22 protein-coding genes are annotated in these 22,968 nt (G+C 36.3%); 11 read left to right on the top strand and 11 right to left on the bottom strand.

The genetic code is table 11. The features are described from left to right. Positions 1-35: 35 nt before the first annotated feature. Together guaB and SFA27_RS02010 are read left to right on the top strand one after the other, a co-directional pair. Positions 36-1,496, top strand: coding sequence for an IMP dehydrogenase (gene guaB, locus SFA27_RS02005; protein WP_047373599.1), 1,461 nt, complete (start codon positions 36-38; stop codon positions 1,494-1,496). Positions 1,497-1,845: 349 nt separating this feature from the next. Further along, complete coding sequence (locus SFA27_RS02010) at positions 1,846-3,714, top strand: GEVED domain-containing protein (protein WP_407295838.1); 1,869 nt, start codon at positions 1,846-1,848, stop codon at positions 3,712-3,714. Positions 3,715-3,858: 144 nt separating this feature from the next. Here the strand turns inward: SFA27_RS02010 and SFA27_RS02015 are convergent, their stop codons facing one another. The 4 genes from SFA27_RS02015 to ruvC form a co-directional block, all read right to left on the bottom strand. Further along, positions 3,859-4,551: a T9SS type A sorting domain-containing protein gene (locus SFA27_RS02015; RefSeq protein ID WP_047373597.1), complete on the bottom strand. Its 693-nt coding sequence runs from the start codon at positions 4,549-4,551 to the stop codon at positions 3,859-3,861. Positions 4,552-4,556: 5 nt separating this feature from the next. Then, the gene (locus tag SFA27_RS02020; protein ID WP_081995401.1) at positions 4,557-5,150 is read right to left on the bottom strand and encodes a tail fiber protein; all 594 of its coding nucleotides are present in this window, start codon (positions 5,148-5,150) and stop codon (positions 4,557-4,559) included. 172 nt (positions 5,151-5,322) lie between these two features. Then, positions 5,323-6,393 carry a DUF4407 domain-containing protein gene (locus SFA27_RS02025; protein ID WP_047373596.1) on the bottom strand — a complete coding sequence of 357 codons (1,071 nt, stop codon included), beginning with the start codon at positions 6,391-6,393 and terminating at the stop codon, positions 5,323-5,325. Positions 6,394-6,525: 132 nt separating this feature from the next. Beyond that, on the bottom strand, positions 6,526-7,080 hold the full coding sequence (gene ruvC / locus SFA27_RS02030; RefSeq protein WP_407295841.1) for a crossover junction endodeoxyribonuclease RuvC: 555 nt from the start codon (positions 7,078-7,080) through the stop codon (positions 6,526-6,528). A 101-nt stretch (positions 7,081-7,181) separates the two neighbouring features. Between ruvC and SFA27_RS02035 the strand changes: the two genes are divergently transcribed. Both SFA27_RS02035 and SFA27_RS02040 read left to right on the top strand, forming a co-directional pair. Then, the gene (locus SFA27_RS02035) at positions 7,182-7,673 is read left to right on the top strand and encodes a hypothetical protein (RefSeq protein WP_156118333.1); all 492 of its coding nucleotides are present in this window, start codon (positions 7,182-7,184) and stop codon (positions 7,671-7,673) included. 2 nt (positions 7,674-7,675) lie between these two features. After that, positions 7,676-9,034, top strand: a complete 1,359-nt coding sequence (locus SFA27_RS02040) for a M64 family metallopeptidase (protein ID WP_264519461.1) — start codon at positions 7,676-7,678, stop codon at positions 9,032-9,034. 31 nt (positions 9,035-9,065) lie between these two features. Here the strand turns inward: SFA27_RS02040 and SFA27_RS02045 are convergent, their stop codons facing one another. Further along, on the bottom strand, positions 9,066-9,590 hold the full coding sequence (locus SFA27_RS02045) for a 2'-5' RNA ligase family protein (RefSeq protein WP_407295844.1): 525 nt from the start codon (positions 9,588-9,590) through the stop codon (positions 9,066-9,068). Between the two features lie 79 nt (positions 9,591-9,669). On the opposite strand from SFA27_RS02045, the gene SFA27_RS02050 reads away from it, so the two are divergent. Beyond that, positions 9,670-9,993 (top strand): PadR family transcriptional regulator, encoded by a 324-nt coding sequence (locus SFA27_RS02050; protein ID WP_047373591.1) that lies wholly within the window; start codon positions 9,670-9,672, stop codon positions 9,991-9,993. Next, a complete protein-coding gene (locus SFA27_RS02055; protein ID WP_407295846.1) occupies positions 9,990-10,709 on the top strand; it encodes a hypothetical protein in 720 nt (239 codons plus the stop codon). Before SFA27_RS02050 ends, SFA27_RS02055 begins: the two co-directional genes overlap by 4 nt. 16 nt (positions 10,710-10,725) lie before the next feature. On the opposite strand, the gene SFA27_RS02060 is transcribed toward SFA27_RS02055, so the two are convergent. Then, complete coding sequence (locus SFA27_RS02060; RefSeq protein ID WP_407295848.1) at positions 10,726-11,838, bottom strand: serine hydrolase domain-containing protein; 1,113 nt, start codon at positions 11,836-11,838, stop codon at positions 10,726-10,728. A 171-nt stretch (positions 11,839-12,009) separates the two neighbouring features. Here SFA27_RS02060 and SFA27_RS02065 point away from each other — a divergent pair, with 171 nt between their 5' ends. Then, positions 12,010-13,419 (top strand): pyridoxal phosphate-dependent decarboxylase family protein, encoded by a 1,410-nt coding sequence (locus SFA27_RS02065; protein WP_407295850.1) that lies wholly within the window; start codon positions 12,010-12,012, stop codon positions 13,417-13,419. A 35-nt stretch (positions 13,420-13,454) separates the two neighbouring features. On the opposite strand, the gene SFA27_RS02070 is transcribed toward SFA27_RS02065, so the two are convergent. The 3 genes from SFA27_RS02070 to SFA27_RS02080 form a co-directional block, all read right to left on the bottom strand. Further along, on the bottom strand, positions 13,455-14,165 hold the full coding sequence (locus SFA27_RS02070) for a diphthine--ammonia ligase (RefSeq protein WP_407295852.1): 711 nt from the start codon (positions 14,163-14,165) through the stop codon (positions 13,455-13,457). 42 nt (positions 14,166-14,207) lie between these two features. Further along, positions 14,208-15,266 carry a hypothetical protein gene (locus SFA27_RS02075; protein ID WP_407295854.1) on the bottom strand — a complete coding sequence of 353 codons (1,059 nt, stop codon included), beginning with the start codon at positions 15,264-15,266 and terminating at the stop codon, positions 14,208-14,210. A 91-nt stretch (positions 15,267-15,357) separates the two neighbouring features. After that, positions 15,358-18,705: a methylmalonyl-CoA mutase family protein gene (locus SFA27_RS02080; RefSeq protein WP_407295856.1), complete on the bottom strand. Its 3,348-nt coding sequence runs from the start codon at positions 18,703-18,705 to the stop codon at positions 15,358-15,360. Positions 18,706-18,954: 249 nt separating this feature from the next. On the opposite strand from SFA27_RS02080, the gene SFA27_RS02085 reads away from it, so the two are divergent. Further along, entirely contained in the window at positions 18,955-19,287 is a 333-nt protein-coding gene (locus SFA27_RS02085) for a hypothetical protein (RefSeq protein WP_047373584.1), read from the top strand. Here the strand turns inward: SFA27_RS02085 and SFA27_RS02090 are convergent. Then, the gene (locus SFA27_RS02090; protein ID WP_407295858.1) at positions 19,284-20,402 is read right to left on the bottom strand and encodes a DUF3667 domain-containing protein; all 1,119 of its coding nucleotides are present in this window, start codon (positions 20,400-20,402) and stop codon (positions 19,284-19,286) included. The genes SFA27_RS02085 and SFA27_RS02090 overlap by 4 nt on opposite strands. Before the next feature lie 349 nt (positions 20,403-20,751). On the opposite strand from SFA27_RS02090, the gene rplM reads away from it, so the two are divergent. The 3 genes from rplM (at position 20,752) to rpsB (ending at position 22,545) form a co-directional block, all read left to right on the top strand. After that, on the top strand, positions 20,752-21,207 hold the full coding sequence (gene rplM / locus SFA27_RS02095; RefSeq protein ID WP_027375420.1) for a 50S ribosomal protein L13: 456 nt from the start codon (positions 20,752-20,754) through the stop codon (positions 21,205-21,207). Between the two features lie 6 nt (positions 21,208-21,213). Next, positions 21,214-21,600 (top strand): 30S ribosomal protein S9, encoded by a 387-nt coding sequence (rpsI, locus tag SFA27_RS02100; RefSeq protein ID WP_047373582.1) that lies wholly within the window; start codon positions 21,214-21,216, stop codon positions 21,598-21,600. A gap of 183 nt (positions 21,601-21,783) precedes the next feature. Beyond that, positions 21,784-22,545: a 30S ribosomal protein S2 gene (gene rpsB / locus SFA27_RS02105; RefSeq protein WP_047373581.1), complete on the top strand. Its 762-nt coding sequence runs from the start codon at positions 21,784-21,786 to the stop codon at positions 22,543-22,545. Positions 22,546-22,614: 69 nt separating this feature from the next. Here the strand turns inward: rpsB and SFA27_RS02110 are convergent, their stop codons facing one another. After that, complete coding sequence (locus SFA27_RS02110) at positions 22,615-22,803, bottom strand: bacteriocin-like protein (RefSeq protein WP_047373580.1); 189 nt, start codon at positions 22,801-22,803, stop codon at positions 22,615-22,617. Between the last annotated feature and the right edge of the window lie 165 nt (positions 22,804-22,968).

A 22,968-nucleotide genomic window follows, 5' to 3' on the forward strand; every position in this document is an offset into this window, starting at 1 on the left:
CATTAAAATAACCTAATTTTGCAAAGAAAGTAAAGATGTCTATTCATAACAAAATTGTAGAGACAGCCATCACTTTCGATGACGTTCTTCTAGTCCCTTCTTATTCAGAAGTTTTACCTAACCAGGTTTCATTAAAATCAAGACTTACCGACAAAATCACGCTGAATGTTCCGATAGTTTCCGCTGCGATGGACACTGTTACTGAAGCTGATCTGGCTATTGCTTTAGCAAGAGTTGGAGGATTAGGTTTTATTCACAAAAACATGACGATCGCCGAGCAGGCTGCTCAGGTAAACCGTGTAAAGCGTTCCGAAAACGGAATGATCTCTGATCCGGTAACTTTATCTAAAGATCATACTTTAGGTGAAGCTAGAGATCTTATGTCAAGATATAAGATTTCCGGTCTTCCCGTAGTAGATCCTAATAATGTCCTGATTGGAATTATTACCAACAGAGATGTGAAGTATCAGGAAAATCTTGATATGAAAGTTGAAGAGATCATGACCAAAGAAAATCTGATCACTTCCGACAAAAATACCAACCTTGAAAAGGCAAAAGAAATCCTTCTTAAAAACAGAGTTGAAAAACTTCCTATCGTAGATAAAGACAATAAACTTGTAGGTTTAATTACCATCAAGGATATCGATAATCAACTGGAGTACCCGAATGCTAATAAAGATGAGAGTGGTCGTCTTATTGTAGGAGCAGGAGTAGGTGTAGGAGAAGATACATTGACAAGAATTGAGGCGTTGGTGAAAGCTGGAGTTGATATCGTAGCAATTGACTCTGCACACGGCCATTCTAAAGGAGTTTTAGATAAAATTTCTGAAATCAGAAAAGCATACCCGAACCTTGATATTGTAGGTGGAAACATTGTAACTGCCGATGCTGCTAAAGACCTTATTGAAGCAGGAGCAAATGTTTTGAAAGTAGGAGTAGGGCCTGGATCTATCTGTACAACCAGAGTAGTTGCCGGAGTAGGGGTTCCTCAGTTATCTGCGATCTATAATGTATACGAATATGCTAAATCTCAAAATGTAGCTGTAATTGGTGATGGGGGAATCAAGCTTTCTGGAGATATCGTTAAAGCTATTGCTAGTGGAGCAGGAGCAGTAATGCTGGGTTCACTTTTAGCTGGTACGGACGAAGCTCCGGGAGAAGAAATTATCTTCCAGGGAAGAAAATTCAAATCTTACCAGGGAATGGGAAGCCTTTCAGCAATGAAGAGAGGAGGTAAAGAAAGATATTTCCAGAGTGAAGCTAAAAAATTCGTTCCGGAAGGAATTGAAGGAAGAGTTCCACATAAAGGAAAATTGGAAGATGTGATTTTCCAGTTGACAGGAGGTCTGAGAGCTGGTATGGGATACTGTGGAGCAAAAGATATTGAAACGCTTCAGAGAGACTCCAAGCTGGTAATGATTACCGGAAGCGGATTGAAAGAATCTCACCCGCATGATGTAATTATCACACAGGAAGCTCCGAATTATTCTTTATAAAAGCATAATTGAATTTATATATTTAAAACCGCACAATTAGTGCGGTTTTTTCATTTTGTAATTGTATTTTAACTAGTTGATTAATAATGTTATAGTTTTATATTTATAATTTATTGAATTATTTATTTCTTTTTATTTTGTATGTTTTTTTAAGAATAATTTAAATATAAAAATAAGGTTTTGAAGTGATGTTAATTTTATTTTTATATTTAAATGTAACAATAGTTTATTTTTTTCTACTAACTGTAGTGAAATTTAAAATTTTACACTGGTTTTAATGATAAATATTATTGATTGAGGTGTAAAATTAATAAATTTGCAACTTGTTTAATTTTTTTAAATTATTGGAATGAAGAAAACTATCCTTTGTGGGGCTTTGTTACTTTCCCTTTCAATCTCAGCACAGCAAAAAAAAGAATGGTGTGACTTTGATAATGAACAGAGAGTACACCAAAAACAGAATGAGGAAATTGATGAAATGATTCGCAATATCCGTAATAAAGTTATTAGCAGTAACCAAAATACTACTGCTAAAAATGGAAGTGCATATAAAATTGTAAATGGAGTTTATGAAATTCCTGTGGTAGTACACGTAATAGCACCTACTGGTGCTGCTATTGGTACAACGTACAATAAGAGTGATGCACAAATTCAGGCTTGGCTGGATCGTTGTAATCAAATGTATGCAGGTACATATCAATGGTCTCAGGGAATTCCTGCTGATTTTGGTACTGCTGCTACAATGCCAATTAAATTAGTATTGGCTAAAAGGGATCCTAACTGTAACGCTACTACGGGGATTGTTCGATATAATGGTGGTACTCTTCCAGGATATGATGCAAATGGGGTAAACCGTAGTGGAACAAGTGGTGTTACTACTGATCAGGTTAAATCAATTGCACCGCACTGGCCTGAGGCATCTTACTTTAATATCTACATCATGAATAAAGTAGATGGTGGTGGAACATACGGTATTATGGGCTGGGCTGGACTACCTCAAAATGCTGATGCTAACTATGAGTCCTTTATGAAATCTTTTGTGGTTACATTACAGGATGATATTACTTTGGCCCATGAATTTGGACATAGTATGGGACTGCTTCATACTTTTGGAAATGCTAACGCTCAACCGCCACAAGGGACTACTTCTACTACCTACTGTCCTGCGATGACTAATAATGATTGTAATAAAGATGATGATCAGGTTTGCGATACAGAAAGATCAAGAAGCTTACTGAATGACCCTGCACCTACTAACAATGATATGAATTATTGTACAGGAGCAAACTATCAGGGAGTACAGTATAATATGATGAATTATACAAACCCAATAGCATTCAAGTTTACCAATGGACAACATGATAGAGCTGCTCTTTATTTCTTCTTAATGAGGGGGTCGTTGAGTACTTCATTAGGAGCAACAGCTCCTTCTGCAGGAGCTGCGATAGGAACACCTATTGCTGCTACATGTAATCCAGCAGGAGTAACCAATCCGAATAATTATTTTGTAGGGCCAACTTTAGTAAAATTAGGCACTATTAATAATGCTACTACAGGATTTTGGCAGAATAATGCTAGTTTTTATGAAGATTATACGGGAGCAGGCTGTCTGAAAGCTACATCTACAGAACTTTCGGCAACAGGTACTCATAATCTTCAGGTAAATGTATCAGATTCAAATAATGAAGTAAGAGTTTGGATTGACTATAATAATAACGGAACATTTGAAGCTTCTGAACTTGTAGGTTCTGCTGATAATATTGTAGCAGATCCGGTTACGTTAATAGGAACTTATAATACTACCATTACAGCTCCTGCTTCAGCAGTACTTAATACTCCGCTTAGAATGAGAGTACTTGTAGATGATGAGAATCCTAATATGACTCCTTGTGGGCAATTAAAGTACGGACAGGTTGAAGACTATACTGTGAAATTTGTTACTAACTTAGGAACAAGTGAAGTGAAAGCAGATAATGGTGATTTAACTGTTTATCCTAACCCGGTTGCAACCGGAGATAAAATCTTCATTAAAGCTAAAAATGGTAAAAACCTGAAGGTTTCTATTTCTGATATGTCAGGAAGATTGATCGCAAGTCCATCTGCAACTGAAGAAGGAAATGGAGTTTTCAAAGTAGAGCAACAGTTAGAAAAAGGAGTATATATGATTCAGGTTTCTAACGGAAAAGATTCTAAAACTTCTAAATTGATCATCAAATAAATTGATCAAAGTTTAAAATAAATATAAATGTCTCCATTTTAATGGAGGCATTTTTTATTTAATTCTAATGTATTTTGTGATGAAAAATAAAAGCTTCCGGAAATTCCGAAAGCTTTAAAAGGTTTTTTCTTATAAAATAGTAGTTTATTTTTTTACGAATTTAAATTGATGAGTTTGGAAATTCCTGGTATTTATTTTTAATATATAACCACCTGGAATAAGTTGTGAGACATCAATTTTTGAATCAAACATTTCCGATTTTACAAGTCGTCCGTCAATATTATAAACTTGGATGGATAATCCGTCATCAATGCCGGAAATTCGAATGAAATCGGTCACAGGATTAGGGAAGATCTGAATTTTATTTTTAGAAAGATCTGAAGTTCCCAATGTTGTGGTCTGTACGTCACCCGTCATGGTAGAATTTGCTGTAGTAAGATTTCCGCCACATTGTCCGTTAGTAATTGCTGTATTTTCAACCCAGGTTCCTATGCTGTTTCCTGGGGGTATTGGTACGGAATTATTTCCTGTTGAGTTATAATAAAGCAAAGAGGGAGTGGTAAAGGTTCCGTTTCCTTCATCACCAAGAAACTCCCATCTTGTAAGAGCATTGTTCCATTGAATTTTAAATTCGCAGGTACCTAATCCACTACAATCTTGCCCGCCATCAATAGGCGTGGTCATATAAATGTTTTTACTAAAGGCATCTACTCCTGTTTTGTTAAAGACATAAGTATTAGGAGGGCTATCAAACAGATTAGGGCATCCATTAAACGTTATAGTCTGTGCAAAAGCTGTGCTTCCTGCTATCAGACATAATAAGTAAAGAATTTTCATAGCTCTTAGTTTTGTGATGGAAAGACTCCTGCTAATGCAATAATACATTTTAGGGTAATAAAAGGAGGTCTGTTTTCATGAGGCTGGTTTCCTCCTGTGTTTCCTACCATTGTACTTTTCATCGTAGTATTGGCGGCTGTATCAGAATATTCTTTATCAAGAATTTTGGTATCTGCCGGAAGATTATTTGTGGGTGAATTTTGATTTCCTTCCGCGGTTACAGCATTTACAGTATGATTGTGAGCTGGCATTTGTGTTATCAATAATGTAACACTTTCTGTTCCGCCGGTTTCTCCCATGGTATACGTTGTAGGCCCTCCCGGAGCCTGTCCGTTATGAACAAGTACTCTTCCCCTCATATCAGGTAAAGCAAATGTGGTGGTTCCATTTCCTCCATAGGTGGTTCCTAATAATGAAAAAAGTGCTTGATTTTGAGCGATAGGCAGGATCTGCCCATTACATTCTGCCCAGTACTTTGGAGCAAAATTATAAGGTACAAAGGCTATTTGCCCTAAAAATGGTTCTGATGCCTGAGCTTTTAAGGCAGGGGCAAATGCACCGCAGATCAGCAGTGTACATGCAAAAAATAAATTTTTCATGATGACAAGGTTTTAAGTAATATAAAATTAGAAAATATTTCACATATAATGAATTATAAAAACAAAAACCTTTCATTAATTTAATGAAAGGTAGATTTTATTAATTAAATATTAATATTTTATAGATTTTTTCTCTAATGTTTAAATTGATAATAACCTATACGCATGATAATTAATTCTTCAAATTATCCTTAAAATCTTCAATCCTGAAATCTGTCAGGGCATTTCCTTTTTCAATTTTCTCTTTGGAATACAATCTGAAATCATTTTCTGTTTTTTCTAAAAGATAATCGTAAGGTCCTATATGAGAAATTAATTTTACCAGGACCGGGGAAATTTCAAGACAGATAAACAGCCCCATAATAAAAGTTGCTGCTAATCCTATAATAGCTGAATTTTTGCCCAGTTCATCCAATGCCTGAAGCCTTGCCGCAAACCCGTTAAATTTATCTTCAAAAGTCTCTGTAGATTTTCTTTCGGTTTCCAGATTCGTATATACTTTGGAAATTTCTTTATCCAGATATTCCAGTCTTGGAGAAGCTTGTTTTTGATAGTTCTCAAGATCTTGTCTGCGTTGCTCTTTCAATTCCTTTTTACGCTTTGCATTCGGTCCGTAGCCTTCTTTTCCACTGGTTAGACCTGATTGTTTTCCCAGAATTTCTTTTTCAAGTTCTACTGAAGCTGAATCATAGGCTTTCTGATACTGTGCTATCTTTTCTGAAATCTGTTGTTTTTCTGTTTCAAAAGGCCCGCTCTGTTGAAGAATTCTTCCGTTCATTTCTCCCTGAAGCTGTTTTTTATTTCTTTGAATGATTGTGTTCAACTGTTTGTTTACCTCTTTCTCAAAAATTTTAAGCTCTAATGGTTTCGAAATAATAATTCCTAAAAATGTGGCAAGGATAAGACGGGGAATGGCCATCAGAATCTGATTCCACCAGGTACCTGTTTTTTTAATGGAAGAAACGATATAACGGTCAAGATTAAAGATCATCAGCCCCCAAAGAATTCCAAATCCAATGGCAGCCCAGATATTATCGAATACGGTATACATGGCATAGCCTGCAGATAAAGTAGCAAATACTGCCGTGAAAAGCACGATACCTCCAATCCCCGAAAATTTATTCCACTCACTCGGGGTCTTTCTTAAGATATGGATGTTCCCGCCGGAGCATACCATCAGGAACTTTTGGAACCAGTTTATTTTATGAGTCCCTTGATTTATAGTTTGTTGGTTTGTTTTCATAACTGAAAATTTATACAAAGGTAGTACTAAAAATCATACCAATGTAAAAGATAGTATTATGTTTTACCAAGTAATCATGTATGTTTTCGTAAAATATTGTTTTTTAAACGTTTAAAATAGAAGTTTGAAAAATTATTTCAGTCTATCCGGATTCTGCTTCAGAAAGCTTTCCCATCCGGAATATGATTTGGTATCTGCTATGGTTCCGGAATTGAAATGATGGCATACAGCAACGGCAAGTCCGTCGGAGGCATCCAGATATTTGGTAGGGAACTCCTTTAAATTAAGAAGATTCTGAAGCATACCCGCTACCTGTTCTTTACTGGCATTTCCGTTTCCGGTGATGGCCATTTTGATTTTTTTCGGAGAATATTCTGTGATCGGGATATTTCTGTAAAGGCTGGCAGCCATGGCTACTCCCTGTGCACGGCCAAGTTTAAGCATACTCTGTACATTTTTTCCAAAGAAAGGAGCTTCAAGAGCTACTTCATCAGGATGAAACTCGTCGATAAGAGACAGCGTTCTTTCAAAAATATATTTGAGCTTGGTTTCGTGATTAGGGTATTTTTTTAAGATGAGTTCATGAATAGAAACCATCTCCATTTTTCCTTTTTTTATGGAGATAATACCAAATCCCATGACAGTTGTTCCGGGGTCAATACCTAAAATTATTTTCTCTGAAATCATTGCCCAAAGATAGAACTTTCTAAGTTTTTTAAGAGTGAAAAAGTATTGGAAATGACTTTCATTTATATTTAAAACTTTAGTACCTTTAAACAAAAATGACTATGAAAAATGTATTTAATGTACTCGTTGTTCCTGTTTTTCTGTTCTGTAGTTTTCAGAAAGAGAATGGATTAACTCAGAAAAGGCAGTCACTTTCAGAAACTACGCTAAAAAAAAGTGACCGAATTATTTATTTGTTTTTCAAGGCAGATAAAGATCAGTCAGGAAATGCAAAAATTACCCTCCAAAGTAGTAAAGTTACGGATGGCAGATTGAAGCAGATCTCATCTTTTGAAAGAAATGAAGCTCATCAGGGAGACTTTATTATCACGCTGACGCAGTCTGACGGAAAAGAAGTTGCCAGACAGCTTGTGAAAGATCCTTTTAATCCTGAATTGGAAGTGTACGAAAAAGAAGGAATTTCCAGACATAAAGCTTCCCTTCAGAGCACAGAGTTCAGTGCCCGTTTTTCCTATTCTGAAAATGTTCAGATTGTAAAGGTTGAAAAGGCAACTGATGATGGAGCACAACTATTATTCACAAAAAAACTATAGCTATGAAAAAAGTTTTATTACCCCTTTTGATTGGAAGCAGCTGTTTTGCCCAGACATTTGATACGGTTCCGCTTTTACAGAACGGAGACAATAGTAAAAGGATTATTATTGCTGTTTTAGGAGACGGATTTACCGCCGCACAGCAAGCTGCTTTTACAACTTCAGCTCAGAATACCGTTAATTATCTTTTTACCAAAAGCCCTTATACAGAATATAAAAATTACTTTAATGCTTATGCTGTAAAAGTAATTTCTACAGAATCGGGAGTGAAGCACCCCGGGACAGCAACAGATGTTACTGAACCAGTAATCCCTGTTTCCAATCCTAATAATTACCTGGGCTCTACTTTCGATGTAGGAGTTCACAGATGTATATACAGTAACACAACCAATAAGGTGGGGCAGGTGCTGGCAGCCAATATCCCTGATTATGATATTACCTATGTATTGGGCAATTCTACAGAATATGGAGGTTGTGGAGGAACTTATGCCTTTGCCTCATTAAATGGTTCCTCGAATGAAATTGTGGTGCATGAGCTGGGACATTCCTTTGGAAAGTTAGCAGATGAATATTGGTTTTCAGGTTCACTGGAATCTGCCAATAAAACCCAAAACTCTAATCCTGCAACTATCAAATGGAAAAATTGGGTAGGATTAAATGGAGTAGGAGTATATGCCCATGCTGAAAGTCCTAGTTGGTTCCGCCCGCATCAGAGTTGTGAGATGAGGTATCTTAACCAACAGTTCTGCTCAGTATGTAAAGAGGCAATTATTGAAAAAATTCATGGTTTAGTGTCTCCTATAGATTCCTATACACCAGCAAACAACACTACAGTAGATGCTACGTCTAATGTCACTTTTACAGCTAATGAAATTCTTCCCAATCCTAATACGTTAGTCAATACCTGGAGCTTAAATGGGACAACACTTGGATCAACAGGAAGTAGTGTTACCATTACTCCTGCGCAACTGAATAATGGAAATAATACATTAACATTGTCTGTAGTAGATGATAATCCGCTTTTGAAAGTTGATAACCACAGTACTCTGCATGTTACTACTGTTTCCTGGACTCTAAGTAAATCTACCCTTAAACTTTCAGAAGTAAAAGCTGAAGAAAGACGCTTCAGTGTTTACCCGAATCCTACAGAAGGAGAATTTTATATTAAAGGGAAACAGGATTTTTCAAAAGATGTAAAAGTAGAGATCTATGATACTTCAGGAAAACTGATTCCTTCAAGATTTGAATTCAAAGATGCCGGACTCAGAATTGATATTAAAAACTATCCGTCAGGCACCTATCTGCTGAATGTAAAAGAAAACAAAAACCTGATTCTTTCTCAGAAGATCATTAAAGAATAAATTTGAACTCAACCGGCTCTAGCAGCCGGTTTTATTTTTCCAGTTTTTTCTCTGCTATAGGTACCCATTGTCCATCGTGGCGGAGAAGCATTATTTTATCAACTAAGAATTTAGTTTTGTATTCTTTCGTTTCATATTTTTCCCAGGCTTTAAGATAATTTTCCCAGGTCAGATCTCTGAATCCTACGGTCATATGAGGACTAAAAGAATACTGTGCAAAATTAAAATACTCTTTTACTCTATGATAAAGCTCAGTTAAATGAATATTTTCTTTTGGCTGAATATAAAGTACAGGGTTTTTAGGATTAGGAAAGCTTCCAAAACCATCCAATTCTACTTCAAAAGGTGTAATTTCCGTATTGATCTTCTGAAAAGCAATATGAATATCATCCTCCAGTTCAATTTCTCTTGAAAAGGGAGGAAATAGTGTAATATGGGCTTCATTTTTCAAAGCCTTGGAATTGGCATAATGAATAGCCAGATCTCTTTTAAAGACTTTTACTTCTTCTATAATCTCCTGAGGAGGATAGATGGCTATGAAGTACATTTTTTTCATAAGGCAAATTAAAAGTTTTTATATTAAATTTTAATACATAAGAAAATTATGCATATGTTTGCAATGCATAAATCATTCTATGAAAAAGAATAGTCTTTATAAAGGTACCCTGCAGAATATTATTTTGAAGCTTCTTTCAAAAGAAATTAAAATGTACGGGTATCAGATTACTCAAAGGGCAAAAGAGCTTACAGAAGGTGAGCTTGAAATGACGGAAGGAGCACTTTATCCATTACTGCATAAACTGGAGAGCGACGGAATGATTATTTCTGAAATTCAGAAAATCAACGGAAGAGACCGTAAATATTATCTGCTGACTGAAAAAGGAAAAAAACAACAGGCAGAAAAAGAGACTGAGATGAAAAGTTACTTGTTAAATCTACAGGCGATATTCAATATATGATAACCGAAGTACAGGAAAATAAAATTACGGATTATCTGATAGCCCAACAGCTCTCACTAGATATTCTGGTAGAAATCAGAGATCATATGATCAGTCAGATTTCAGATCTTCAACGTAACGAAAATATCGGTTTCGAGGAAGCATTCTTAAAGATAAAAGCATCCTGGAACGGAGAATTTAAGTTAGTTAACTATCTGCTGTTTTATCCAACTACAATCCCTTTGATTGCCAAAAGGATTATACAGGAAAAATATGCCGGACTTTTCAGAAAATCTTTAATGATAGGACTGCTGGCTTTAGGAATTAATTTATTGTTGATTTTTATAACAAAAAATCAGGAAGATTATAATCTGTTTTTTAAACTGCTTAACGGATCTTTTTTATTGGGTTCAGTATTGATATTGGTTTGTAATTATAAGATATGGAAATACCTGAGGGCAGATTTCAAATACAAAGGAAAAAGCCTTTATACAATGTATCAGCAGAATATAGGATTATTGGTAGTCTGCGCTTCTTCCATGATGCAGGTTACCATGAAAAACGGAAATTATGCTTATCAGTTTTTCAGAGAGCACCATCATTCTGAAGTTTTTCTGACCTTAGTTACCTTGATTCTTCCTTTTATACTGCAAACGGCTCTGGTGTTTGCTGCACTCAATTTTATAGAGCACAAAAAGAATTTGGTGAAAATGCAGGAGTTCCTTAAGCCTGTATAAACAATGTACTATTCAATTAATGTTGTGATCTGAGCTGTGTAAGGGTACTTTCAAGATGATCTGTAATCTTTTTTACTTCAATATGGGGTCTGAAGATTACTCCTTTTCCTTTTTCTTCATCGGCAATATTAGACAGGATGATCACGGAAGTTTTGGTGTCCGGATAATAGATGTTTAATGAAGGAGAACCTTTTATATAACCGCTATGGAAATAAGAATTGGGTTGGCCAATGTTAAGCATGATGCCGTAAGCATAACCCATCTTTCCAAAGATTGCATGACGCCTTTCTGCGCTTTTTGCCATAAATAGTTTTAAGGTTTCAGGCTTTAAAATTTTTCCGCCGTACAAAGCGTTGTTCCATGAATGAAGATCCTGAATGGTAGATAATATCCCTCCAGCAGGAGTTCCGATTTCCTGCCCGCCTAATCTTTTAGGCATATTGGGAACTTCCTGAAATTTAACAGGCGTACCAAGATAGGCACTGGCAAAATTATTTCCCTTAAAAGTATCTCCTGTTGAAGAATGTTTCATTCCCGCTTTTTTAAAGAGTTCCTGAACATTTTCAGCATATGACTTTCCGGAAACTTTTTCCACAATCTTTCCAAGAGTATTGAATCCGTCGTTGGAGTAGAAAAAGTCGGAACCGCTCCTGAACATCAGCTTTCCTCCCACCATATTCAAACCTGAAGTATGGTTTAGCAGCTGATGAATTGTTATATTTTCATATTCTTTAACCTGGAATTCCTTCAGGTATTTTGAAACTTTATCTGTTACATTCAGCTTTCCCTGCTCCATCTGCAGTAAAACCATCACTGCTGTGAATTGCTTGCTCACAGATCCTATAGCAAAAATGGTATTGCTGTCAATTTTGATTTTTCTCTTAAAGTCAGAAAAACCGTTTTCTCTTCTGTAAAGAGGAAGGGTGTCTTTAAAAACGGCAATGCTTCCATTGAAATGATACTTCTTGAAAGTAGAATCAATCTGTTGTTCTAAAAGTGTTTTCTGAAAAGCGGCAATGGTAGAATCAACAATTGCTTTTTTATCCACGGGAGAGGCTTTGGGAGCTTCAGTAGTTGTACAGGAAAATAAAAAGCAGAACAGGGACAGGAATACTAAATTTTTGATCACAGGTGTTGTATTTTTTAATAATGATTGTTACTCTTAAAGATACTAAAATATTCAAGAGCATTAAGGGAAGCAAATTGCGTGCTAGAACGGGCCTTGAATCAAATTAATATGGATGTAATGGTTCTTTAGCAGGCATTTAATACATTTGATATAGAAAATGCATCACAAAGTATGAATGAACACTTGAAAAATGATTCGGCAAATATCGGATATCTGCTGAATATCATTAAAGAACAGGGAACGGATTACCTGAACTCTATTGAAGAAAGATTAACCTCAGTAATCAATAATACGGTATCGGAAAAACAGGAACTTCCGGAATCAGGATTCGGAACAGAAGAAGTTATACAGATTTTTAATAAAAAATTTGAACCGATCATGGTGGGATCCGGGGGACCGAGATATTGGGGATTTGTGACGGGAGGGGCTACTCCGGCATCGGTGGCTGGCGACTGGCTGGCAACAGTTTATGATCAGAATACCCAGTCTGTAACAGGACAGGGGGATATTTCCGCAATTATAGAGATGGAGACCATACAGCTTTTGCTGAAACTTCTTCAGCTTCCGGAAAGCTTTCTGGGAGGTTTTGTATCGGGAGCTACCATGTCTAATTTTACCTGTCTGGCTGTGGGTCGTCAATGGCTTGGAAAAATGCAGGGAAGAGATATTGCGAAGGAAGGTGTATCCGGAACGGTAAAGATATTGACAGCCACACCTCACTCGTCTTCTATAAAATCATTGTCACTCCTGGGTCTTGGCAGCAGTAATATCATTAAGATTAAAACGGAAGAAGGAAACCGGGAAGCCATTCATATCAAGGATCTGGAAGAAAATATCCTGAAGCTTGACGGTGAACCATTTATTCTGATTTCAAGTGGAGGAACAGTAAATACAGTGGATTTTGATGATTTTAAAGCGATCAGCAGATTAAAAGAAAAATATAATTTCTGGTGGCACATCGATGCTGCTTTTGGTGGTTTTGCAGCTTGTTCGGAAACCCATCAGTATCTTGTGGAAGGCTGGGAATATGCAGACAGTATCACGGTAGATTGTCACAAATGGCTGAATGTACCTTATGAAAGTGCCGTGTTTCTTATTAAAGATCAATATAAAATTTTACAGGTAGAAACCTTTCAAAACTCAAATGCTCCTTATCTGGGAGATCCATTGGAGAATTTCAGCTATTTAAATTTTCTTCCGGAAAACTCAAGAAGATTAAAGGCGCTTCCTGCATGGTTCTCTCTTATGGCTTATGGTAAAAAGGGATATCAGGAGATTGTAGATAAGAATATAGGATGGGCAAAACAGTTGGGACAGCTGATTGAAAACAGCGATAATTTTAAGCTGCTGGCTCCGGTAAGATTAAATACGGTTTGTTTTACATTGAAAGAGGATGCAAAGCAGGATGAGGTAGGACTATTTCTTGAAAAACTTAATGACACAGGAAAAGTTTTTATGACACCTACTTTTTATAATCAGCATAAAGGAGTAAGAGCTGCTTTTGTAAACTGGATGACCAGTGAAAAAGATATCAGGCAGGTATTTGATCTCATGAATGAAATCATTACTGAAATAAAATAATATATTGAAAAGCCTGTGGATTACTATTCACAGGCTTATTTTAACAGTAGGTCACAAAACCAGAAAACATATTCCCCATCTTCTTCTTCAGGAGCTGTTTTAGGTTTTGGGTAAGTTTTTTTGACTGTTTCTCCAATTTCAAAGTGAACCGGATTTTTGAAAATGGGTCCATCGAAAGTAAAGGTATGAAACTCTCCGTTTTCTCCGCATGGATCTACATTTTCAGGAAGATCATCTATAAATTTCTGATCAATAATTCTTCCTGCAAAGCTTTTGTCCAGATAAGATCCGTTGACGCAGGTTACAATGGTTTTAAAACCAAGCTCTAAAAATTCATGGATGAGGTTGGATGTATTTTGTTTCCACAGGGGGAATACAGCCTTCATTCCAATCGCATTTAATTGCTCTTCCCTGTATTTGCGGAGATCTTCCAGGAAAATATCACCAAAAACGGAATGGGTAATACCCTGCGCCAGAATTCCAGCCATTGTTGTACTCATGATTTGTTGATACTCTTCCATTGATGGTTCTTTAGGAAGTTCCATTTTAATCAAGGGAATTTCGAGACTTTCAGCTTGTTTTTCTAAAAGAGAAACGTGTACACCATGCATGGAAATCCTTTGGAATTCTTCATTAATACTTGTAAGAAGTGTAGAAACTTCATATTGATCTTCCTGTAGTATTTTGTAAAGAGCAAGCGCAGAATCTTTTCCGCTGCTCCAGTTGAATAAAGCTTTTGGTTTCATTTTGAAAATAAAAATCTCCCAAAAATAAGGAGATTTTGTGGCTTAATAATTTTTGTTTTGAATTTCTTTAATTGGAACAAATCCACCATTGAAGTAATCAATCTTCATTTCAAAAGGATAGGCCGGATTGGTCATGATCAGGACACCAATTGCACCAAAGAATGCGGCTCCGGTCAGCATCATGCTTCCCGCATTGGGATTTGACCTTATTTTTCCAATGAAATAGTAATCATTATCTCTTTTTACTGCTTTGGTAAAAAGATTTTCTATGGAAAGGTAGATATATGGATCTCCTTTATACACAATAGCATAAATGTTGTCTTTTTTAATTTCTTTTTCTTTGCCGTCTGCCACTTCATAAATTCTTACAATTTTTGGTGCATTACCGTAGAATTTGACATTTGTGATTTCTTGGTCCGGCTGTTGATTTTTTAAAGAATTATAATTTTTATATACTCCGTCTTTCAGCTGAGGTGAATTGTAAAAACTGATTAACTGCTTGGCTGTATTATCAAAGTTATTTATTTGTTCAAACGTATAATTATTGTTCGTTTCAGGCTTTTTAGACGCGTTTTTACTGATGAAATCTACGAGCATTTCGCTTCCTTTTTCAAGGGTTTTTGTGGTAACATCAGTTGCTTTGACATCAATTACGGTATCGGTCTGATCCATCAAAGAGTAAGTCCCATCATTATTTTTTGAAAACAGAAATCCCTGAAAATAGCAGTAGCCATGTTCACTGAGTTTGGCAGTAACCTCTGCAAAGTACAACTGCTTCAGGTACAGAACCATTGTTCCGTCTTCGGTATTATCTCCATTGATGCTGTTCAGGATACTTTGAAATTGACTTGATATACTGGAGGTGGGAACCACTTTAGCTTTGGCATTCAACATTCCCTGCTGTACAATTCCTAAAGAAGTGGTGTCTTCTCTTTTATCAATAAGTTTTATCGTTTTATAATAACTTTTCTCTATTTTGTGGCTGGGAAGGCTGATGATAAATGGTTCGGTACGTTTCTGGCCCCATAAAGAAGATGTAAGACACATGAGGACTAAGAAAAGGATTTTCTCAAAATTTATTTTCACAGCTATATTTTTCATTGTTAATTAGTTTTAAAATTAAAAATACAAAAAAACCTCAAAGAATTTCTTTGAGGTTTTGTTTATAAAAAATGTCTGTCCAATGATGGGCTTACATGTTTCTTCTGTATTTACCGCCCACTTCGAATAGAGCATTGGTAATTTGTCCTAAAGAACAGTATTTTACAGCATCCATCATCACTTCAAATAAGTTTTGCTGGTTGATGGCAGCATGCTGAAGTTGTTTCAGAGCCTCTTCAGATCTGCTGTCATTCGCTTGCTGGAAGTTGTGCAGAGATTCAATCTGTGATTGTTTTTCTTCTTCAGTAGAACGGATAACTTCTCCTGGTAAAACGGTTGGTGAACCATCTTTTCCTAAGAACGTGTTTACTCCAATGATTGGATATTCACCCGTGTGCTTCAACCACTCGTAATGCATAGACTCTTCCTGGATTTTTGAACGCTGGTACATTGTTTCCATCGCTCCAAGAACACCACCTCTTTCAGTGATTCTGTCAAATTCCGTATATACAGCTTCTTCCACAAGATCCGTTAATTCTTCAATGATGAATGATCCCTGAAGCGGATTTTCGTTTTTAGCCAGTCCTAATTCTTTATTGATGATCAGCTGAATTGCCATTGCTCTTCTTACAGATTGCTCAGTAGGAGTTGTAATCGCCTCATCATAAGCATTGGTGTGAAGTGAATTACAGTTATCATAGATCGCATAAAGTGCCTGAAGAGTTGTTCTGATGTCATTGAAATCAATTTCCTGAGCATGCAGAGAGCGGCCTGAAGTCTGAATGTGGTATTTCAGCATCTGGCTTCTTTCGTCAGCACCGTATTTTAATTTCATAGCTTTTGCCCAGATTCTTCTTGCTACACGCCCGATTACTGAATACTCAGGGTCGATACCGTTGGAGAAGAAGAAAGATAAGTTTGGTGCAAAATCATTGATATCCATTCCACGGCTTAAGTAATATTCCACATAAGTGAAACCGTTGGCCAGTGTGAATGCTAATTGAGAAACAGGATTTGCTCCTGCTTCAGCAATATGATATCCTGAAATGGAAACAGAGTAGAAGTTTCTTACTTTTTCTCTGATGAAATATTCCTGAACGTCACCCATTAGTCTAAGGGCAAATTCTGTAGAGAAGATACACGTATTCTGAGCCTGGTCTTCTTTTAAGATGTCAGCCTGAACAGTACCACGAACGGTAGCAATCGTTTTAGCTTTAATTTCTGCGTATACATCTGCAGGAATTACTTCATCACCTGTTAATCCTAAAAGCTGTAATCCTAAACCATTATTGGATGGAGGAAGTTCACCTTTGTATTTTGGTCTTTCTAAACCTTTGTCGTCAAATTTCTCCTTAAGCTTAGCTTCTACTTTAGCTTCTAAACCGTTTTCTTTGATATATTTTTCAACATTCTGATCGATGGCCGCATTCATAAAGAAAGCCAATAGCATTGGTGCAGGACCGTTGATTGTCATTGAAACCGAAGTCAGTGCATTAACCAGATCAAATCCGGAATACAATTTTTTAGCATCATCCAGGGTTGCAATAGAAACCCCTGCATTTCCGATTTTACCGTAAATGTCTGGTGGTAAAGCAGGATCCTGGCCATATAATGTTACGGAGTCAAAAGCTGTAGATAAACGTTTTGCCGGCATTTCTGCAGAAACATAATGGAATCTTCTGTTGGTTCTTTCAGGACCTCCTTCCCCGGCAAACATCCTTGTCGGATCTTCTCCGGTTCTTTTAAACGGATAAATTCCGGCTGTATAAGGAAAGCTTCCCGGAAGGTTTTCCTGTCCTTTCCATTTGATCAGATCACCCCAGTCATTGTATTTTGGTAATGAAATTTTTGGAATTCTCAAATGAGATAAAGATTCTGTTGACGTTTCCACTTTAATCTCTTTTCCTCTTACAAAATAAGAGTAAAATTCTGCCTGGAAAGCTTTTTTTGTATCATCCCAGGTCTTCAGGAAGTCGATATTTTCCTGTTGAAGATGTTTTTCTGCCTTTTGATATTCGGCATCTAAGACCTCATTGGAAATTATATTTTTTACTCCTTCAATATGATACATTGTTCTGGCCAGTTCAGCCTGTTTTTCAATATTGATGTCATATTGTTTGTTGTTTTCAACGATTTCAGAAAGGTAACGAACTCTTTTCGGAGGAATAATGGTTACTTCTTCTGTGATTTCCTGTTCTACAAATGCATTTAGTTTTAAATCAGCAAATTTTTCATTTACCTTTGAAACCAGTCTGTTGTATAATTCTGTTGTTCCGTGGTCATTAAACTGAGACGCTTTTGTAGCATATACAGGCATGTCCTCCAGCGGGCTTTCCCATAAAAGATGGTTTCTCTGGAACTGTTTTCTCACTGCCTGAAGAGCATCAAGAGCACCTCTTTTGTCAGATTTGTTTAATGCTACAAGATCCGCATAATCTAACATGTCAATTTTTTCCAGCTGAGTAGATGCTCCATATTCAGGAGTCATTACATACATAGAAACATCGGCAAAATCTGACACTTCTGAACCAGACTGTCCGATCCCTGAAGTTTCCAGGATGATGACATCAGGATGAGCCAGCTTCAGTACATTCAATGCAGAATGAATGAATGGAGAAACGGAAACGTTATTTTCTCTGGTTGCCATAGAACGCATGTAGACTCTAGGATCATTGATCGCGTTCATACGGATTCTGTCTCCTAATAAAGCACCTCCGGTTTTCTTTTTTGAAGGGTCAATAGAGATAATGGCAATTTTTTTATCAGTGTTTGAACGTAAGAAACGTCTTACCAATTCATCTGTTAAAGAAGATTTACCAGCTCCTCCGGTACCTGTAATACCGATAATTGGAATGGTTAAATCCTTAGACTTTTCATCAATTGCTTTTACAAGCTCAGGTTTTTCTTCTGAGAAGTTTTCAACAGCAGAGATAATACTGGCGATGCTTGTTGAGTTTTCAAAGCTGATGGCATCCAGATCTTTTGCAGTTACATCTTTTCCTGTAGCAAAATCTGATCTGTGTACAAGATCATCAATCATTCCCTGAAGCCCAAGTTCTCGGCCGTCATCCGGAGAATAAATTCTGTCAATTCCATAAGACATCAGATCTTTGATCTCTTCCGGAAGGATTACACCACCGCCACCGCCAAAAATCTTGATCTGTGGTGAGTTTTTTTCTCTCAACAGGTCATAGATATATTTGAAATATTCTGTGTGACCTCCCTGATATGAAGTTAATGCAATAGCATTGGCATCTTCCTGGATTGCTGTATTTACAACTTCCTCTGCTGATTTATCGTGTCCTAAATGGATCACTTCGCATCCTGTTCCCTGAATAACACGACGCATAATATTGATCGCAGCATCATGCCCGTCAAATAATGAGGCAGCAGTTACGATTCTTACCTTGTTGGTTGGAGTATATTTTTGGGTTTCCATAAAAATTCTAGAAAGTTTCTAAGTTTTCAAATATAACAATAAAAAAAGAACCATGTGTTTGATTTTATTCTTTTGACTGTCAATAGGTTGGTTGTGTTTATTTAATTATATGTCCCCTTTTTGAGCCAGATACTTTGAAAGTTGGGAAACCACAGAGTTAAAACAAGTTGCAGCCTCTTCATTTTCAAAGGCACTCATCTTTATATTCTCAAATTAAATTCTCTACTTTTGCAGAATATTTTTACAGCCATGCAAAAAGCTTTGATGTACTTCGGATTGGGAACGGTAATAAGCTTCCTGATTAACTATTTCTTTTTAAGTTCACAGAATATCGGACTTGATCTTTATTATGCCATTGCCTTTGGTTCTGCCTGGGGGCTTGCCTACTATCTGGATACTCCCAATTTTTCACTGCCTAAGAAATTAGGATTGTCATTTGTAGGGATGGGAATTCTTGTTCTGGCAGGAACTTTAATTTTTAAACTTGAATTGGCGATTCCGTCCATTCTGAAGTTTTCAACCGTTTTCGTTGCATATTATTTATTTGCAAGCTTCAGAGGAAATAAATCTCTTCGTAACTAGTGCATCATTATAAAGCTGGTGTACATTAGCAGAAGCCCCATACATAGGATTCCGATAAAATTAATCATGAATAAAAATATTCCTTTGAAAATGCTTATCGTTCGGGTGCTTTCATAGACTCTGTGATGAGCCGCAAAAAAATAAACGAACATATAAAGAACAGTTGCGGTATAAATCAATAGATATAAAAAAGTTAAAAGGCTGGAGTCAGGAAGGAGATCGGTAATTTTATCAAAAACGATTAAGATAAGTGTTCCTAATAATAAGAAGGAAAAATAATGGAGGGTAAAAATTCCATGATCGAAATACCACCATTTCTTTTTATTATGAAAAACCCAAAGAAAGAAAGCAAAAACCGGAAGATAGATGAATAGTGCTTTAGGAAGGGTGTGTATCATTGTTTCCTTGAACTTTTCAAAAATCTGATCCTTGTTATAGCCTTGCTCCTGCATATGGAATATCTTCTTGGCAAATGGTTTCAAAAAGTTGTAAACGGCTTGGTTATTCTTGTCTTTAGATTGAAGAGAATCATATTGTTTCATACTTCGGGCGCTTAGCACGCTAAGTTTTCCATCTTTAGTTTCTCCTAAAGCATCGGTCTCAATGCCATTTCCGTTCACTTCGGTTACTTTAACATCTTTGTCTCCTTTTGAGTTAAATTTCTTTTTTAATTGGTCTTTGGAAAGGTTTTGCTTCAAGCTGTCTGTAAACTTTACAGTGTTCTCATTTTTTTCTTTTTCTTTTTCAATTTTTCTGGCATTGTGTTCTTTTTTATGATGTTCCACTGCTTCCTCTTCTGATCCGGGGAAAAGGGAAGGAAGAAAGAATGTAATAAAGCTTATAAAAATATAGAGCTTCACGGGGGCAACATACAATTGTCTTTTCCCTGCCAGATATTCTTTGGTAAGTTTTCCTGGGCGGGTTAATAAGTATTTGATTGTTTTCCAGAATTCGCCATCATAGTGGGTGAAATCCTCAATGAAATGAGTGAAAAGAAAATGAAACGGCTGCTTAGGTTCTGTATTTTCCTGTCCGCAGTGTGGGCAAAACCTTTCATTAACCTGATGTCCGCAGTTCAGGCAGGTTTTATCATCTCTTAGTTTTCCGTGGCTCATGAATTATGGAATATGATTAACACAAATATAATTATTTCAATGAAACTGTAATTATATTAATATGTTTTACGGAAATTTTTAAAGTAAATTTAATAAAAGAAAGAGTTGAGGGAATGAACTCTTTGCTGTATCACGTGTATTTTTAGAATCTTCTAAGCGTTTTTTTTCATCGCCACAACAATTTACAAGATGCATGCCAAAATTATAAAAGTGTTAAAATCTATTGATATAGGGATCTATAGACCGGATTCTATAGATAAAATAAAATATGTTTTTGGGTTACAAAAATAATTTGTACCTTTGCACACCCTTTTAGGGGTAAATTATGTTTAATCTTTAACTAAAACGTGTGAATACATTAAGTTACAAAACTGTTTCAGCGAACAAAGCTACTGCGAATAAAGAATGGGTTGTGGTAGACGCTGAAGGACAGCCGTTAGGTAGATTAGCTTCTACGGTTGCAAAGATTTTGAGAGGTAAGCACAAAACGAACTTTACACCTCACGTAGATTGTGGTGATAACGTGATCGTTTTGAATGCTGGGAAAATTACACTTTCCGGAAACAAGTGGGCTGATAAGACTTACATCTGGCATACAGGATATCCTGGTGGACAGAAGTCTATGACTGCGGCTGAACTTCAAAAGAAAGATTCTTTAAAGGTATTAGAGAAGTCTGTAAAAGGTATGTTGCCTAAAAACAGACTAGGAGCTGCTATCCTTAAGAACCTTTATTTATATGAAGGAACTGAGCACAAACATGAAGCTCAACAGCCTAAAACAATTAATGTTAACGAATTTAAATAATTAATTATGTCTATAGTTCACAAAATCGGAAGAAGAAAAACTTCTGTAGCAAGAGTTTATGTAAGACCAGGTTCTGGAAACATTACAGTAAACGGTAAAGACGCTAAAGAATATTTCTCTACAGACGTGATGGTTTACAAATTAAACCAACCGTTTATCCTTTCTGAGACTGTTGGTCAGTATGACGTTACCGTAAACGTATTCGGTGGTGGAAATACAGGTCAGGCAGAAGCTATCAGATTAGGTATTTCAAGAGCTTTATGCGAAATCAACGCTGAATTCAGATTAGCATTGAAACCAGCTGGTTTACTTACAAGAGACGCAAGAATGGTGGAAAGAAAGAAGCCAGGTCAGAAAAAAGCAAGAAAGAGATTCCAATTCTCAAAACGTTAATTTTCAGACTTCAGATTCAAGATCTCAGATTTCAGAATTTTTTCGGTCTGTTGTCTTTTATCTAAAATCTATTTATCTAAACAAAAAAATTGCCCGTTACGTTTAGCATCCAAACGCTTCTCCCATCTAAAGAAGTTGTTGATTGTTTAAAAGACGGAAAGTAAACTAACAAAAACAGAAAACATGGCAAAAGCAAATGTAAAAGACCTTTTAGAGGCTGGCGTACACTTCGGTCACATGACTAGAAAGTGGAACCCAAATATGGCTCCATACATTTTTATGGAGAAAAACGGTATTCACATTGTAGACTTACATAAAACAGCAGTTAAATTAGATGAAGCTTGCAGCGCTTTAGAAAAATTAACTTCTGCAGGTAAAAAAGTTCTTTTCGTAGCTACTAAGAAGCAAGCGAAAGAAGTTGTTGCAAAACACGCTTCTGAACTTAATATGCCTTATATTACTGAAAGATGGCCAGGAGGTATGTTAACGAATTTCGTTACTATCAGAAAGGCTGTAAAGAAGATGAATGCTATCGACAAAATGAAAAAAGACGGTACGTTCGAAACTTTATCTAAAAAAGAAAGATTACAAGTTGACAGACAAAGAGCTAACTTAGAAAAGAACTTAGGTTCTATCTCTGACATGGTTCGTCTTCCTTCTGCAATCTTTGTTGTAGATATCTTGAGAGAACACATCGCTGTAACTGAAGCTAAGAAATTAGGTATTCCAGTTTTCGGTATTGTTGATACAAACTCTGACCCTAGAAAAGTTGACTTCGTTATCCCAGGAAACGATGATGCTTCTAAATCTATCGATATGATCTTGAGCATTGTTTCAGAATCTATCAAAGAAGGTCAGTCTCAAAGAAAAGCTGATAAAGAAAAATCTAAAGAAGAAGGAGAAGTAGTATCTGCTGATAAAGATGCTGACTTCGATGCAGAATAATTAAAGATTTTCTTTAATATAGGAAAAACGCTGGATTTCGGTCCAGCGTTTTTTTATTGTTTTATAATACTAAGGTTTCTTAGGACACACCGTAAATTCTGGGAAATCAGGATCTGTACTTGGGACAACTACTCCTATTCTGCATACACCGCTGCAGCACATTTCTCCCATTTCGAAATTACAGCCGTCTATACAGCTTCTGTATCCTCCTTTGATTGTTCTTAGCTCAGTTCTTGAGACTTTCTTTAAATTTTTCATGGTTTTTAGTTTAGTTTTTTTCCTACTCTATATGCTTTTCGGAATCCGCAATTATGTATTTCTAAATATATGGAATTATTTATAATGTGTTTGATTTTATGAAATAATATTTTGATTTTGTGATATTTAGTGGTAATGGAGCGATTTTTAGAGTTTCTACAACAA

This window comes from Chryseobacterium sp. HR92, from assembly GCF_045689405.1.
GTDB lineage: Bacteria > Bacteroidota > Bacteroidia > Flavobacteriales > Weeksellaceae > Chryseobacterium > Chryseobacterium viscerum_A.